The 15097-nt window shown below is 67.5% G+C and carries 15 protein-coding genes; 6 read left to right on the forward strand and 9 right to left on the reverse strand.

What is annotated here, in order from left to right; translation table 11 throughout:
- Positions 1-18 precede the first annotated feature (18 nt).
- Positions 19-969, reverse strand: coding sequence for a MoxR family ATPase (locus WD430_RS16245; protein ID WP_339103466.1), 951 nt, complete (start codon positions 967-969; stop codon positions 19-21).
- A gap of 238 nt (positions 970-1207) precedes the next feature.
- On the opposite strand from WD430_RS16245, the gene WD430_RS16250 reads away from it, so the two are divergent.
- On the forward strand, positions 1208-1990 hold the full coding sequence (locus WD430_RS16250) for a class I SAM-dependent methyltransferase (RefSeq protein ID WP_339103467.1): 783 nt from the start codon (positions 1208-1210) through the stop codon (positions 1988-1990).
- A 23-nt stretch (positions 1991-2013) separates the two neighbouring features.
- On the opposite strand, the gene ric is transcribed toward WD430_RS16250, so the two are convergent.
- Together ric and WD430_RS16260 are read right to left on the reverse strand one after the other, a co-directional pair.
- Positions 2014-2730, reverse strand: coding sequence for an iron-sulfur cluster repair di-iron protein (ric, locus tag WD430_RS16255; RefSeq protein WP_339103468.1), 717 nt, complete (start codon positions 2728-2730; stop codon positions 2014-2016).
- A gap of 239 nt (positions 2731-2969) precedes the next feature.
- On the reverse strand, positions 2970-3710 hold the full coding sequence (locus WD430_RS16260; protein WP_339103469.1) for a PAC2 family protein: 741 nt from the start codon (positions 3708-3710) through the stop codon (positions 2970-2972).
- A 125-nt stretch (positions 3711-3835) separates the two neighbouring features.
- Here WD430_RS16260 and WD430_RS16265 point away from each other — a divergent pair, with 125 nt between their 5' ends.
- The 4 genes from WD430_RS16265 to WD430_RS16280 all read left to right on the forward strand — a co-directional run bounded on the left by WD430_RS16265 (position 3836) and on the right by WD430_RS16280 (position 7733).
- A complete protein-coding gene (locus WD430_RS16265; RefSeq protein ID WP_339103470.1) occupies positions 3836-4744 on the forward strand; it encodes an RsmB/NOP family class I SAM-dependent RNA methyltransferase in 909 nt (302 codons plus the stop codon).
- Complete coding sequence (locus tag WD430_RS16270; RefSeq protein WP_339103471.1) at positions 4744-5283, forward strand: hypothetical protein; 540 nt, start codon at positions 4744-4746, stop codon at positions 5281-5283. Before WD430_RS16265 ends, WD430_RS16270 begins: the two co-directional genes overlap by 1 nt.
- Positions 5284-5374: 91 nt before the next feature.
- The gene (locus WD430_RS16275; RefSeq protein ID WP_339103472.1) at positions 5375-6415 is read left to right on the forward strand and encodes a hypothetical protein; all 1041 of its coding nucleotides are present in this window, start codon (positions 5375-5377) and stop codon (positions 6413-6415) included.
- 295 nt (positions 6416-6710) lie between these two features.
- Positions 6711-7733: a DMT family transporter gene (locus tag WD430_RS16280; protein WP_339103473.1), complete on the forward strand. Its 1023-nt coding sequence runs from the start codon at positions 6711-6713 to the stop codon at positions 7731-7733.
- Between the two features lie 297 nt (positions 7734-8030).
- On the opposite strand, the gene WD430_RS16285 is transcribed toward WD430_RS16280, so the two are convergent.
- The 5 genes from WD430_RS16285 to WD430_RS16305 form a co-directional block, all read right to left on the reverse strand.
- Positions 8031-8879 (reverse strand): alpha/beta hydrolase, encoded by an 849-nt coding sequence (locus WD430_RS16285; protein ID WP_339103474.1) that lies wholly within the window; start codon positions 8877-8879, stop codon positions 8031-8033.
- 244 nt (positions 8880-9123) lie between these two features.
- Positions 9124-9330, reverse strand: coding sequence for an HVO_0649 family zinc finger protein (locus tag WD430_RS16290; RefSeq protein WP_339103475.1), 207 nt, complete (start codon positions 9328-9330; stop codon positions 9124-9126).
- Positions 9331-9412: 82 nt separating this feature from the next.
- Positions 9413-10339, reverse strand: coding sequence for a VOC family protein (locus tag WD430_RS16295; protein ID WP_339103476.1), 927 nt, complete (start codon positions 10337-10339; stop codon positions 9413-9415).
- An 84-nt stretch (positions 10340-10423) separates the two neighbouring features.
- Positions 10424-10876: a response regulator gene (locus WD430_RS16300; protein WP_339103477.1), complete on the reverse strand. Its 453-nt coding sequence runs from the start codon at positions 10874-10876 to the stop codon at positions 10424-10426.
- Positions 10877-11164: 288 nt separating this feature from the next.
- On the reverse strand, positions 11165-12751 hold the full coding sequence (locus WD430_RS16305; protein ID WP_339103478.1) for a DUF790 family protein: 1587 nt from the start codon (positions 12749-12751) through the stop codon (positions 11165-11167).
- A 112-nt stretch (positions 12752-12863) separates the two neighbouring features.
- Here WD430_RS16305 and WD430_RS16310 point away from each other — a divergent pair, with 112 nt between their 5' ends.
- A complete protein-coding gene (locus tag WD430_RS16310; RefSeq protein WP_339103479.1) occupies positions 12864-13436 on the forward strand; it encodes a diadenylate cyclase in 573 nt (190 codons plus the stop codon).
- Here WD430_RS16310 and WD430_RS16315 read toward each other — a convergent pair whose 3' ends face one another.
- Positions 13437-15050, reverse strand: coding sequence for a trypsin-like peptidase domain-containing protein (locus WD430_RS16315; protein ID WP_339103480.1), 1614 nt, complete (start codon positions 15048-15050; stop codon positions 13437-13439).
- Positions 15051-15097 lie beyond the last annotated feature (47 nt).

Here is a 15097-nt window from a genome sequence, read left to right on the forward strand (position 1 = left end):
TCCGTCGGAAGGGACGCGCTACTCGAGCGTCGGGACGGGGACCGAATCGAGCACCTCGTCGACGATCGCCGTCTTCGAGGCGCCGTCGACCGAGGCGTCGGGCGTGAGAACGAGTCGGTGGGCCAACACGGGGCCGGCGACGCGTTTGACGTCGTCGGGCGTCACGTAGTCCCGTCCGGCGACGACGGCGCGGGCCCGCGTCGCCTCGAGCAGGCGCTGGGTGCCCCGCGGCGAGACCCCGGTCTCGACCTGGCTTCGAGTGCGCGTCCCGCGGGCGATATCGGCGACGTAGGACACGAGATCGTCGTCGACCCGGACCGACTCGGGGACCTCCCGGAGCGCGCGGACGCGGTCGCCGTCCAGCACGGGGTCGACGCTCGGACTCCGTTCGGTGCGCCCGAGCCGACGGTGTAACAGCTCCCGTTCGCCGTCCGCGTCGGGATAGCCGATCGACTGTTTCACCAGGAAGCGGTCGACCTGCGCCTCCGGTAGCGGGAAGGTTCCGGCCTGCTCGACGGGGTTCTGCGTCGCGATCACGAAAAACGGCCGCGGCAACTGATGTGTGTCGCCGTCGACGGTGACCTGTCCTTCCGCCATCGCCTCGAGCAGCGCGGCCTGGGTCTTCGGCGGCGCGCGGTTGATCTCGTCGGCCAGCACGACGTTCGCGAAGATCGGTCCGGGACTGAACTCGAAGGAGCCGTCCGACTCGTCGAACACGTGAGTACCGGTCACGTCGGCCGGCAGCAGGTCCGGCGTGAACTGGATCCGGGAGAACGACAGCCCGAGCGCGGACGCCAGACCGTTCGCGGTCAGGGTCTTCCCGGTTCCGGGCACGTCCTCTAAGAGCACGTGACCTCGCGCGAGGACGCCGAGGAGGACGGTCTCGAGGAACTCCCGATCCGCGATGACGCTCTCGCTGACGGCATCGAGGACGGCGTTGCACTCCGCACGCGCGTCGGTAATATCCATGTCCTACCCGTAGCGATACTTACACATAAACGACCGTGGTCGAACGGGGGCGACCGATACTGTTCGGGGGCAGCTTGGTCTGTGTTCCCCGGCTATCACCGCGTGTCCGGACGACGGACTCGAACCGACCGATGCCATCGATCTCCCACCGTTCGACGCTCGAGGGGGTACCGTCCGTGACCGGTGAGACGATCCCGGTCGTCGAAACACCGCGATCCGAACGAGACGGCGGCCCGCGATGACCGGGCGACCGATCGCGGACCGACCGGTCCACGAGGTTCTCGCGGCGCTGGGAAAGCGAGTGCTCCGTCCAGGCGGCCGGGAACTGACTCGGCGGCTCCTCGAGGCGCTGGCCGTCTCGTCGGCCGACGACGTCGTCGAATTCGCGCCCGGCGCCGGAGCGACGGCCCGCCGCGCGCTGGCGTCCGGACCGAACTCGTACACCGGGATCGAACTGGACCGCGAGGCGGCGCGGGCGCTCCGGGACGAGCTGGGCGGGCCCGACTGCGAGATCGTCGTCGGTAACGCGGCCGACACCGACCTCGAGGACGGGACCGCGGACGTCGTCTACGGCGAAGCGATGCTGACGATGCAGCCGAGAGAGGGGAAGGCCGCGGTCGTCCGCGAAGCGAGCCGCCTCCTCGAGCCCGGCGGCGTCTACGGCGTCCACGAACTGGGGCTCGTCCCCGACGGACTGGACGCGGAGACGAAGGCGACGGTTCGGGACGACCTGTCTCGAGCGGCGAAGGTACACGCGCGCCCGCTGACGGAATCGGAGTGGGTGTCGCTGCTCGAGGCCGAAGGGTTCACCGTCCGGTGGCGAGCGACCGCCCCGATGCGCCTCCTCGAGCCGCGGCGAGTGCTTCGCAACGAGGGCGTGGTCCGGGCGCTGCGAATCGCGGGGACGCTCCTCGCGCGGCCCGACCTCCGCGATCGGGTTCGGTCGATGCGACGAGCCGTCGGAAAACATGAGCGGCGGCTGAACGCGGTCGCGCTCGTCGCCGAAAGGACGGAGACGTGATCGAATCCGCGACCCTCGGTCGACTACTCCGCGACTGCGGCCTCGAGGCGCTCCTCGGCCTCGGGGAACATGACGTTGTTCTCCTTGTGGATGTGCAGGTGCATGTCCTCCTCGAGGAGCTGCAGCCGGTCGAGCATGTTGCGATAGCTGGTACACGCGCCCTCCGGGACCGCGTAGCCGTCGGTCAGCGAACGGAGTCGCTCGAGGTGGGCGGCGGCCGCGTCGTGTTCGTCCTCGAGGTGGTCGATCGCCTCGCGGATCCGCGCCTCCTCGTCGGGCGTCAGCGACGCCTCCCCGTCGAGCCGTTCGAGTTCCGGAAAGACGGTCTCCTCCTCGTCGGAGATGTGGTGGGAGACCTCGTCGGCGAGATCGAGAAACACCGATTCAACGTCGTGGAGTTCCGGACGGGCGTCGCCGTGGACGCGGACCACCTTTCGGATCGTCCGCTCGAGCGACGGCAACTCGTCGCGGAGGTAGTCGTGGTGGCGTTCGACGACGTCGTCGACGAGCGACGATATCGAGTTCCAGTCGTTCGTCTCGCCGTCGTTGTCCGATCGGGCCGCCCGAAGTTTCTCGCGGACCGCCGCAACCTCGAGGTCGGCGTCGGCACAGGCCCGCGCGAGCGAGGCGTCGCCGCCGCAGCAGTAGTCGATTCCGACGGACTCGAACACCGGCGCGAACTCGGGGTTCTCCCTGACGAGCGCGCCGAGTCGTCGCTCCGGATCGATTTCGGCGGTCATCGGTCTCGAGAGCCGTCGGTGTGGCGTTCGAACGCGATACCGGTCCGACCGACGCTCCGCCGAGCGCGTCGGGCGTCGCCGCCGTCCGTGTCGTCGTCCGCTAGCCGTTTAGGTGGGCCTAAACTCATACGGTCGGAGAAAGCGACGCCGCGTCGAAGGACCTTCTCCCGAACGTGATCGGGTCGGCCGTCGCGTTCCCGAGCGCGTTCGAGAAACGAGTCGCGATCGAGCGGCGATCGCTACTGATACATCCGCAGCGGCTGAGCCTGCGAACTCTCCTCCTGTGCGACCTGCTGCATCTGCTGGGCGAACTGCTCTCGCTTCTCGCGGATCTCCGCCGCGCGGTCGAGCAGCTCCTGGACCTCGACCTCGACGTCGGCGATCCGGCAGACGCCGTCCTCGAGGAGGACGCTCGCGGACTCGGGATCGGGGAACTGCGGGCTCGACTCGACGACGAGTCCGACGCTGTCGTAGTCGCGCTGTGCGGCCCGGTTGATGAGCGCGCCCGTCGGTCCCGTGACGACCCCGTCCTCGGGCGGCACGTCGATGTCGTGGTCCGCGAGCCGCTCGCCGGCGTCGCCGGTGGCGACGCCGTAGATGTCGGGCTCGTCCTCGCGCTCGGCGGGCAGCCCGCTGAGGTAGAGCGGGAGCGCGTCCTGCGCGACGATCCACTCGGTGAGACACTCGGCGACGGAGCCGACGGTGTCGGCCTTGATCGGGGCGTCGCTGCGCAGCGCGAGGAGGTCGTGCTCCTCGCTGGCGTAGATTCGGACCGGCGGCCGGGCCGTCCGATCGCCGCCGCGGTAGACGCCGACGCGGGGCAGTCCTCCGCAGTCGACGCTGGCGTAGTAGCGCATGTCGAGTTCCTCGACGAGGTGGTCGGTCGCGATCTTCCCGACGAGTCCGAGTCCCGGAAATCCCTCGACGAGGACCGGCTCCTCGAGGTCCATCTCGGGACCCTGCTGACGGATCTGTGCCATACGCGAGACGTCCGTCGGCGCCCCCATAAAATCGAGGGCGGCGGCTACCGGGGCCACGTCCCGTCGATTCGGCCGCGCCCGGCGCTTCGAAACCCACAAACGCGGGGCGCTCGAATCCGCGGGTAATGGAGCCACTCGAGCGGTATCGACCGATTATCGACGATTTCGACGCGTTCCTCGAGGCCTGCGAGCGGCCGCTTGGCAACGCCGCCCGCGTCAACACGATCAAGGCCTCGGTCGAGCGAACGCTCACGGCCCTCGAGGAGGAGGGCCTCGCGTACGAGCAGGCCGACTGGAACTCCCGCGTGCTGCGCCTCGAGACGGGGTCGCCGGGATCGACGTGGACGTCGTTCCACGGCTTTACGCACGGGCAGGAGGAGGTCTCGGCGGTGCCGCCGGTCGTCCTCGATCCCCAGCCCGGCGAGCGGGTCTGGGACAGCTGTGCCGCGCCGGGCGGGAAGGCGACCCAGATCGCGGCGCTAATGGACGACCGCGGGACCGTCGTCGCCAACGACAACAACCTCGGCCGGATTTCGGCGCTGCGGTTCAACGCCGAGCGCCTCGGTGCGACGAGCCTCGCCGTCACGAACGCCGACGCGCGCAACTACTCCCTGAACCGGTTCGACTTCGACGAGTTCGACCGCTCGCTCGTCGACGCGCCCTGTACCTGCGAGGGGACGATCCGGAAGAACCCCGACGCGCTGGACAACTGGTCGGAGGGGGCCATCGCGTCCGTCGCGGGCGTCCAGAAGGGCATTCTCCGGCGGGCGGTTCAGGCCACCCGCGAGGGCGGCACCGTCGTCTACTCGACGTGTACCTTCGCGCCCGAGGAGAACGAGGCGGTCGTCCAGCACGCCCTCGAGGAGGAGGACTGCCGCGTCGTGGACTTCGATATCGACCTCGAGTACTCGCCGGGACTGACCGAGTGGGACGGCGACGAGTACGACTCGTCCCTCGAGCGGGCGGCGCGGATCTACCCCCACCAGAACGACACCGGCGGCTTCTTCGTCGCGAAACTGGAGGTGACCGCCTGATGACGGACGACTCCGACGCGGACGCGGCCGAAATCGAGCGAAACGACGGGCAGCGCTTCGACCGGCTGCCCGCGACGCCGGCCGAGCGGACCGTCGAGGGCCGGGTCAGTCGCGAGGAGGTCGTCGACTACTTCGACGATCGGTTCGGGATGTCGCCCGAGACGTTCGACGACTACACGTTCTGGGAGAAGGGCGCCGGCAAGATCTGGATCTACGGCGGCGAGGCGCCGACGCCCCTCGAGATCGAGGCAATCGGGATGACCTGTCTGCGCACTCGGCAGGAACACTGGAAGCCGACGACGGACTTCGTCCAGCGGTTCGGCGGTCACGCGACTGACTGCGTGATCGAACTCGACCGCGAGGAGGCGCGGGCGTTCGCGACCGGCGAGGATCAGGAACTCGAGCGCTGGGAGGGCGACTGGGGCTACCTGATCGGGGCCCACGAGGTTGCAGGGCAGTTCGAGCCGCTCGGAATCGGCCTCTACGTCCACGGTGAACTGCGCTCGATGGTTCCGAAGGGGCGCCAGCGAGAGCTGTAGCGGACGGGCTCGAGTCGGGGTAGCGACCCCGCGCGGTTCACAGGCTGAAGGGCCATCTAGCTACTAAGTGAGCGGTGCTGGTAGCGCCCGTATGAGCGACGAAGACGCCCCGACGGCGTCCCAGCCCGACACCGGCCTCGCCGAGCGACTCGAGGCCGGCGAACTCGTCCGGTGGCTCTACCTCTACGGCGATCGGCGCCGCCTCTCCGCGATCCTTCTCGCCGCCGTCTTCGGGCTCTCGCTGCTGTTGATCCGGGCCGGGCTGATCACGCCCGCCGCGGCCGACGACGTCACGGCGCTCTCCGGAGCGCTGATCGGCGGCATGCTCCCCTTCATCACGGTCGTCCTCGCGATCAACCAGCTGATCCTCTCCGAGGAGTTCGGCTCGACGGGAGCGTTCTTCGAGCGCTTAGAGGAGACGTCCGAGTACCGCCGTCGGATCGAGGACCACACCGGCTATCGGCCGTCGCCGGCCGAACCGTCGGAGTTCCTCCGCGTTCTGATCGAGGCGAAGCGGAAGACGGCGCTCGGGCTGCAAACTATCTGTCGGGACGGCCCGGACGACGTCCAGTCGCGGGTCGACTCGTTCGTCTCGCAGACCGATCCGCACGATCGGGACGCCATCGAGACGCTCGCCGACGTCAGGTTCGGGTCCTTCGCCGTCATCTCCGTGATCCTCCACTACAACGATCCGTGGCAGCTCCAGATCGTTCGCCAGCTCCGGGAGTACCACCGCGACTCCCTCCCGGAGCCCGCTGACGGGCAACTCGAGCGCCTCGAGGAACTGCTGGGCGACATCCACATCGCTCGGCAGTACTTCAAGAGCGTCTACATGCAACAGGAACTCGCGGACCTCTCGAAGATCCTGCTCTACGTCGGCTTTCCGACGCTGCTCGGCGGCGCGTTCGTCATCATCGCCTACGGGAACCTGCTGGCGCTGGGACTCCACCCCTACGTCTACGTGCTGGTGGTGAGCGCGACGATCACGGCCCTGTTCAGCCCCTTCGCCGTTCTGTTGCTGTACGTGCTCCGGATCGCGACAATCGCCCGGCGCACGGCCGCGGACTTCGGTCCGTTCGTCCTGCAACAGGAGCTCCCCGAGGAGGAGACCGAGACGCTCGAGTTCTCGTGACGCCGGCTGACGTCGCGATCGCTCGCGCAGCGCGTCCGCCGAGAGACGGTATCCGAGTCGTCGGTCGGTCGCAGTCGTCAATCGGTTACGGTCGTCCGGGCGGAGCCGATACGTCGCCAGCAGTTCGCGGTGCAGCCCTGCTTCGAAATCCCTTTCGCGTCTTGTCTCATCAATGATTATCATAGCCCCTGATTACCGTGACGATTGGTAACACATATCTCCGAATATAGTGTCCTCAGGCCCTATATCGAGAGATTAGCAACATACAAGTGTCCGAGGACCGTTTCGATATGAAATGACTGAAAGGAGATATCTAACGCTCTTCGTTCTCCTCGCCATCGCTTGGGGAACCGCCTTCGCGGCGATCGAGGTCGGACTGGCGACGCTGCCGCCGATCCTCTTTGCGGCCTTCCGACTCGACGTCGCGGCACTGCTGTTTGCCGGCGCCATCGTCGGCCTCGGACGCGAGTGGCGACCCCGGACGCGCACCGACTGGATAACGATCGGCGTCGCGGGCGGGCTGATGGTCGGCGCTCATTACGGGCTGTTGTTCATCGGTCAGTCGTACGTCTCGAGCGCCGTCGCCGCGATCGTCCTGAGTCTGACGCCGATCGCGACGCCGCCGCTCGCGCTCGCTCTCCTCCCGCAGGAACGGCTCCGTGCGCCCGCCGTCGTCGGGCTCTTCGTCGGGCTCGCCGGCGTCGTCGTGATCGCGCTTTCGGGCGGCTCGCTCGGCGGACAGGCGATCGGCGTCGGCCTGCTGTTCGGTTCGGCGTTCGCCTTCGCGGTGGGCTCGGTGCTGACCGAACGATTGCAGCGAACGCTGCCGGTACTGTCGTTGCAGACGTGGGCGATGGCTCTCGGCGCGGGGATCCTGCACGGCGTGAGCTACGCTCACCCGGGCGAAACCGTCCCCTCGCTGACGGCGTGGACGACCGCGACGGTCGCCGCGCTCGCGTACCTGGGGATCGTCGCCACTGCGGGCGGGTTTCTCGCGTACTTCCTCCTGCTCGACCGCATCGGCGCGAGCCAGCTCAGTCTCGTCAATTACGCGTCGCCCGTCGTCGCCACTCTCGTCGGCTGGGCGCTGCTGGGCGAATCGATCACGCTCGCGACGATCGGCGGGTTCGGGATGATCGTCCTCGGCTTCGCCCTCTGTCAGCTCCCGTCGCTCTGGCGACTCCTGGCACCGGTCGCCGGCTACAAACCGCGGCGCCGGTCGGCCGCGGGCGATTGCGTCGTCGTCGACGGCAACGTATACGTCCCCGCCGACCGCGATACCGGTCGCGCCCCCCGCGCCGCGCCTACCGCGGACTGACGCGTTCGGGTGCGGAGACGACCGCAGGCGCTCGTCGTTCGGATCGATCGGTTCGGAATGCACTGGTGGGACCGCGGCTCGAGTCGCGGGGGACGCCGTCCGTCCACGGATCCCGTCGGCTACCCGGCGCGCGGTCGGGACGGCGATCGCGAACTGGAGGCGGACCGCGATCGGCCCGCGGACGACCGTCGCGTGCGCACCCTGACGACGAGCGCGGACGAGATGAGGCGGTAATTCGAGTAGATCACTCGCCTCCGACGACCAGACCGTGAGCACGAGGCTGCCGAAGACGCGCTATTACTGTCGAACGCGCGCTGCCGCCTCGCCTGCGAGGAACCGCTGGACCCAGTTATCGAACCCCGCCTTTCGCTCGAGGAAGGCGCCGTGACGGGCGCCGGAGAACATCGCGAGTTGGGAGTCGGGGAGCCCCTCGTGGGTCTCCCGGAGGACCGCCTCGGGGAAGAACGGGTCGTCGGTGCCGCCGATGACCAGCGTTCGGGGCTCGATTTCCCCGAGGCGGTCGGCCCCGTCGTAGTCGTGGACCGCGTCGAAGGAGATCGACACGTCTCGCGGATCGGCGGGATTCGGCGGCTTGACGCGTCCGATCGCCCGAGAGAGCAGCGGGACGGCCCGCCGCCGGGCGCCCGTGAACATCTCCTCGTAGAGGCGGGCCCGGATCTCGGTCCACTCCCCCTCGAGGGCGAGGCGGTGGAGTTCGCGGGCGATCGGCCGACCGCTCCCCGCGAGCCGACAGCCCGAGACGCCGAGGACGAGGCGGTCGACCAGTTCGGGCCGCTCGCGGGCGAGCTCCTGGGCGATCAGCCCGCCCATCGAGAGCCCCAGCACGGACGCGGCGCCGACGCGGTCCGCGAGGACGTCCTCGTAGTCGCGGGCCATCGCGGCGATCGACTGGCGGTCCTCGAGTCCGCGCGGCCGACTGACCAGGTAGACGGTGTAGTCGCCGAGAAAGCGACGGAAGGTGGCAGCGGTCGTCACCGCGTCGGTGCGGCCGTACTCCCCGTCGAACATCGCGTCGCCGATCCCGGGGATCACGAGCAGCGGCTCCGGGCCGTGGCCGACGCGGACGTACGGGTACCGGCCGTCGAACTGTCCGGTGTCGAATCGTTGCGTCAGTGTGGCTCCCATTCGAATCCTCTCGAGTCGAGGGTCACCGTCGACGTGTAAAACGGTTGGACGCGCTCGTGCCGTGACGACGCGAGTCGCCCTCACAACCGTTCGCCGCGGAGCGGAACCGACTCGCCAGTAGGTAGTGGTACGGTCCGTCAGGCGGTATTGGATCACATGCCGGGCTCCGCACGCGTGCAAACGCCAACCGCTCAGTTCCTCGCCCCGTCACGATCCGGAACCCTGTTCGGTACAGACAGCGCGGTTATCCACCGAGATCGAACACGTGTTCGCGACTGGCCCCACAACTCGGGCAGACGTGACGATACACGACCCGCCGGCCGTCCGTATGGCTCGTCCAGTTCCCCTCCTCGTCCACGTAGCCACACTCCGAGCATCTCTTCTCGGTGTTCTCGTAGCGCTTTCGTATCCATTCGAAATCTGACCGCCCACCAGTGCGCCGTGGTACCATACATCAATGTTGTCCTGACGAGCAGATAAATCTGTGGCGCTCTCGAGGGTCTCTCTCGGATACCGAAACCGCGCTACGACTGTTAGGGAGACAGGTCCGGCAGTCCGGCCTCGATCTCCTCGCGTCGGTCCTCGAGCCACTCGGGGAGAACGAGCCGGTCGCCGAGTTCCTCGAGTTCCTCGTCGACCGTGTACCCCGGCGATTTGGTGGCGTACTCGAAGAGGACGGTGCCGTACTCGCGGGCGTAGACCGAGTTGAACCACTTGCGGTCGATGATCTCGGTCGGTCGCAGCCCCCGGTCGATCAGGAACTGGCGCCAGTCCTCCTGTTCGTCCTCGGCGACCTGAAACGCGACGTGATGGACGGTCCCCGCGCCGGGAACCCCGCGGCGCGCCTGCGGGTCCTCCGCGATGTCGACGACGAAGCCGAGATCGCCGTCGGCCGTGTAGCGCTTGCGCGTCCCGTCGCGGTCGGTCTGGCGGTAGCCCATCTCTTTGAGCAGGTCGCCGGTCGGATCGGCGCTCGTCAGCGAGAGCGTCACGCCGAAGAAGCCGCGGATCGCGTGGGCGTGGGGAACGGGGCTCTCCGGGAGGTTCGCCGGCGGCGCGTCCGTTCGAGCGACCAGTTCCAGCGGCAGGCCGTCGGGGTCGGTAAACGGGAGGACGGTGTCGCCGAACCGCTCGCGCGGCTCGTCCGGGTCGGCGCCGGCGTCCGCGAGTCGATCGCGCCAGTAGTCGATCGCGCCGTCGGGGACGAGAAACGACACCGCGCTGGCCTGGCCCGCGCCGACCTGCCCGGAGCGGGCGTCGGTGTAGGGGAAGAAGGTCATGCTCGTCCCCGGCGTCCCCTCGTGATCGGCGTAGAAGAGGTGATAGACCGAGACGTCGTCCTGATTGACGCTTCGCTTGACGAGCCGCAACCCGAGCGTCTCCGTGTAGAACTCGTAGTTTCGCTGGGGATCGCTCGCGATGGCGGTGACGTGGTGGAGGCCGGGAGTTGCCGTCGGCATGACCGATCGTACGACGGCGGGCGGGATAACGCTGGGGCTGACGCTCGGCAGTCGGACGTCGGCGGTCGACTCTCGCAGAAGGGGTTACGCGGACGCGGGCGGCAGCGTCGCCTCGTCGAACCAGAACGCTTCGACGGCCCGACCGAGTTCGGTGAACTCGTCGGGGTCGCTCGGCTTGGTGAGATACGCGTTCGCACAGAGCTCGTAGCTCCGAGCGATGTCCTCGGTCGCCTCCGAGCTCGTGAGGACGAGCACCGGCGGCGCGCTCACGTCCGGATCGGTCTTGATCGCCTCGAGGACGTCGAACCCGCTCGTTCGGGGCAGATTCAGGTCCAGGAGGACCAGACTCAGCTCGGCGGCATCGACGCCCGCCCGTTGGTCGCGGAGGAACTCGAGGGCCGTGTCACCGTCGTGAGCCGTGTGAAACGTCGTCTCGACGCCGGCCTCCCGGAACGCCTCCTCGACTAGCCGAACGTCACCGGGATTGTCTTCGACGAGCAGGATCTCTATCGGCTCGGTATCACGGTGGGTAGTCACGAGGATGCACGTTTCTTCGTTGACACCACACCCCGATAAGGCTACGTACTAAAGAAATTGGATCGAACAGTTCTCGGCGAGCGATACGTGTGAATACACCCCTGGCGATACTGGCCGACTGAACGGTATATAACTAAAGATGATGGCAGTGACGTCCTCTCGAAATTCTAGAACGCCTCGAGTCGGGTATCTGAGCTGTAAGCACGAAAATGACTCTGGAGCCGTCCCGTTGGACGCTCGAGGCTTCCGTTCGCCGCTCGTATCGCCGCCGAGACGGGCCGACGCCGGCTACCGCTCGACGAGCGTCCCGCCGGCCAGTCCCTCCCACTCGACGCGGTAGCCGAGTTCCGAGAGGACCGCGCTCGAGTCGCTGAACCCGGCCGCTTCGAGGACCTCCTCGGCCTCGGCCAGCGCCATTCCGGCCTCGATATCGGCCGCCAGCGACTCGAGGACGGCCGGTCGAGCGAGCGTCCGCCCCACCCGCTCGTGGTCGGGAAACGCGACGTCGGCCAGCGCGTCCTCGCTGACGCCCCGTCGAGCGGCGAGGTCCTCGAGGGCGATCACGTCCTCGTCGGGGCGCAGTTCGTCCGGCAGCGCGGCGGCGCTCTCGGCGACGAGTTGACGCTCGTACTCCCGGAGGACGCCGGCGACGTCCTTCAGCCGCACGTTCCCGGAGTAGGGGATCGCCCGGAAGTCGCGGGCCGCGATCTCCTCGCCGACGCCCAGCGACTCGTCGACGGCGACGATCAGTTCGACATCCTCGAGGTCCGACAGCTGCGCGAGTTTCTTCTCGACGTACTCGGGCGTCCAGAACCCCATGATCTCGAAGTAGACGCGGAACTCGCCGTGGCCTCCCTCGGACGAGTCCGACGAGTCCCCGCGGGCACTGCCCGCGGGACGATAGTCGAACGCGAAGTCGGGGATCATCACCCGCGTTCCCGTCGCGAGGGGCGCGGGTTCGCGCACGAGGTCCCACTCGAGGTCCAGGTTCGAGAAGCGCGCGGCGAAATCGGCCTCGACGCCGCTGTCGAAGGACACCTCGGCGACCGGGTCGGCGTCGGGGACGCGGACGGGATCCGCCTGCGAGAGCCGGAGGGTCCGTTCCGTCCCGCGGTCGTCGATCGTCGCCTCGAGACGCCACTCGTCGGCTTTCGCGACCGTCCGGAGGAGGCGGGCGAACCGGGTGCCGTACCGGCGGGTCGCCCGGAAGAGGTGGGTCGGCCCGGTGACGATCACCTCGCGCTCGGCGATGCCGTGATCGGTCACATCACCGCTGTCTTCGCCCTCGAGTCGCCGGATCTCGTACATCAATCGCAGCCGCTTGACCGCCGAGATCAGCGCCTTCGGATCGCTCGAGCGGACGCGAACTTCGGTGGCGTCGAAGAGCGCGGTCTGTGCCAGCGAGAGGTTGTACTGGGCCACCAACTCGTCCGGCTCCCACTGCGACGCCAGTTCGGTGAGGACCTGCCGCTCCTCGAGGTCGGCGTACAGCGCCCCCGCGACGTCGTCGGCCGAGACGCCCAGCGACTCGCCGGCGCGAACGAGGGCCGTCGCGCGCTCGTCCTCGCTCACGACGCCGACCGCCTCGGCGGCCTCGAAAGCGGCCCGACGAGCGCGTTCGGGATCGATCTCGGCGTCGGTCTCGAACGTCGCGTCGCGCTCGAGCAGCGCCGACAGCCCCCTGACGAGCTTGAAGTCCTCGGCGTCGGCCTCCAGTTCCGTCAGGGCGGCCTCGAGTTCCGCGCGGGATTCGCCGACGTGGCCCTGATACGTACCGATGACGCGGGCGGCGAGCGGACGGTGCTCCCGGTCGGCGAACTGGAGGTGGTAGCCGCCGCCGGCCCGCGAGACGCGGAGCAGGTCCTTGGTCAGCATGCGGTCGATATCGGCGCGGCGCGGCAAAAAGTGGTCCGCTCCCGAATCGGCCGACGGAACGACGGGGCCGTTCAGGCATCGAGATTACGGCGCGCCGGGTCCAAGGGCCGGTATGGACGACGAGCTGCGAATCGCCTACGAGACCCACGACGGGGTCCGGGAGCTGATCGACTGTCTCCACCACGCGCTCGAGTCGATCAGCCTGAATTTCGATCGGTGGGGCGAGCAGTACGCGAAGGGACCGGGGATGTACATCGCGGTGGTCACGGGACCGTCGGTCGCGGACTTCGCGGATCCGATGGGGCGGAACACGTGGCCGACGGACCGCTGTCGCGACGTCTGTCTGGATCTCGAGAGCTTCTACGAGACGGCCCGCGAGGTCGCGATGACGCGGGACGGTGCGCTCGTCGTCAGCGTCGACGGCGTCGTGCAGGAACAGATGGTCCGCTTTACCGATCTGCTGCCCGCGGAACTCGAGACCCTCGACGAACAGGAGGACGAGTACGAGGGGTGGATGGGGTCCCGGCACATGAGCGCGCTGGACACCTCGCGACGGACGAACGTGATCTCGACGCTGACGCTGAGCGAGGAGACCGGTCGCGTGACGATCTTCGAGGGCGGGTCGTTCGAGACCACCAAACGGACGGAACTCGGTGGCGAGTGGAACCCGGAAGCGTACTCGTGATTACGGTTCCTGTCCGGGCGCCTCGCCGCTCTCACAGTCCGTGATGTACGACTGTGCCTGCGGATGGTCCGGATACAGATCGAGAACGGTCTCCATCTTCGCCGTCGCCGTCTCGCAGTCGCCGCGCCAGTAGGCCTCGAGGCCCGCTTCGTAGGCGGACTGCATCTCGCCCGCGGTGTTTTCGATGCCCAGTTCGGTCAGGAATCCCGTCGCGATCTCGATCGGGAGGCCGAACTGGATGTCCTGGATCTGGGCATCGTTGGGACTGAACGTCGCGACGCCGACGACCTCGCCGTCGCTGTTATACATCGGGCCGCCGCTGTTACCACCGTTGATCGCCGCGTCCGTCTGGATCGAGTTGATTCCGGTATTGAGTTCGCGCCGCGCACTGACGATACCGGTCGTCATCGTGGGCTCGAGCGTAGTGTTCGTGGAATCGAAGAACTCGCTGATACCGATATCCGGATAGCCGATGACGTATAGGTTTTCGCCGGTGCCGAGGTCGTTCGCGCTACCGAGCGTCACCGTGGGGAGGTTCTCCCCGTCGATGTCCAGTACCGCGATATCGCGGCCCATCGACGGCTCTCCGTCGTCCTCCTTGTAGACGGTCCCCGCGGTCTCGACCTCGGCGGACCAGCTCTCGACCTCGAGGTCGTCGTCGGTCGTCGCCTTCCCGTTGAGGACGTGCACCGACTCGGAGACGTCTCGGAGGGTCCCGTGCTCCTCGTAGTAGCTCATGATCTCCTCGTACAGTATCCGACTCGTCTCCTCCACCTGCTCGTCGGTCAAGTTTCCACTCGACGAGAACTCCTCTCGAATCGCTTCGCTCTGCTTCACCGCGAACCGCTCGTACGCCGTTTCCGTCGAGTTCTGATGGGCTCCGACGACGTGTGCGTTCGTGACGACGGTACCGTCAGGCGAGACGATAAAGCCCGATCCCACTGCGCCGGTCTGGACGTCTTCGCGTTTCGTGGTCGCGTTCCGCTCGGTGACGGCGAGCAGGCTTTTGGCTGCCTCGACGGGTCCTCGCTGGTCCTCTTCCGTCTCCGTCCGTTCGTACGCGGCCTTGCGTTCCCCGTCCTGATACAACTCGAGGATCGGTGACGATCGACCGCTCCCGATTTGGTACTGGTACTCCTGTGAGGTTCCCGACTCGTATTCGAGGTAGAGGGAGTTGTTCCGCGTGGCGTATCCGCCACTGTACTGGTAATCCGCCCCGTTCACGACGAACTCCCGGGTGTACGAAAAGTAGAGTTGCTCATCCGTCGTTTCCCAGACACCGAGTAGATTCGGATCGACGACGTCGATCCACTGAGCCGACGGCCACGTCATCGTCCCCTCGACGACGTGGCGGACGTTCGTTATCGCGGCCTTGTCCCGCTGGATGATCTGACTCTCGACGTTCGGTGGGTCCGGCGTCTCCGCGGGTTCGTCGTCGGTTTCGGTCTCGGATTCGGTTCGCGTCGGCTCTTCGTCGCTTTCGTTCCCGTTGGTATCTGCTCCGTTGCCAGTCTCGTCGTCGGTCTGCTCGGCACAGCCGGCGAGGCCGACGCTGCCGGCCACTGGAACGGTTCGGAGCAGCCGCCGTCGAGTAATATCGCCCTCAGAATCCATTCGATGCAGAGATACTCTGCCTTATCGGTAAGTATCCTGTGGCCGAT

The organism is Haloterrigena sp. KLK7, assembly GCF_037914945.1.
Lineage (GTDB): Archaea > Halobacteriota > Halobacteria > Halobacteriales > Natrialbaceae > Haloterrigena > Haloterrigena salinisoli.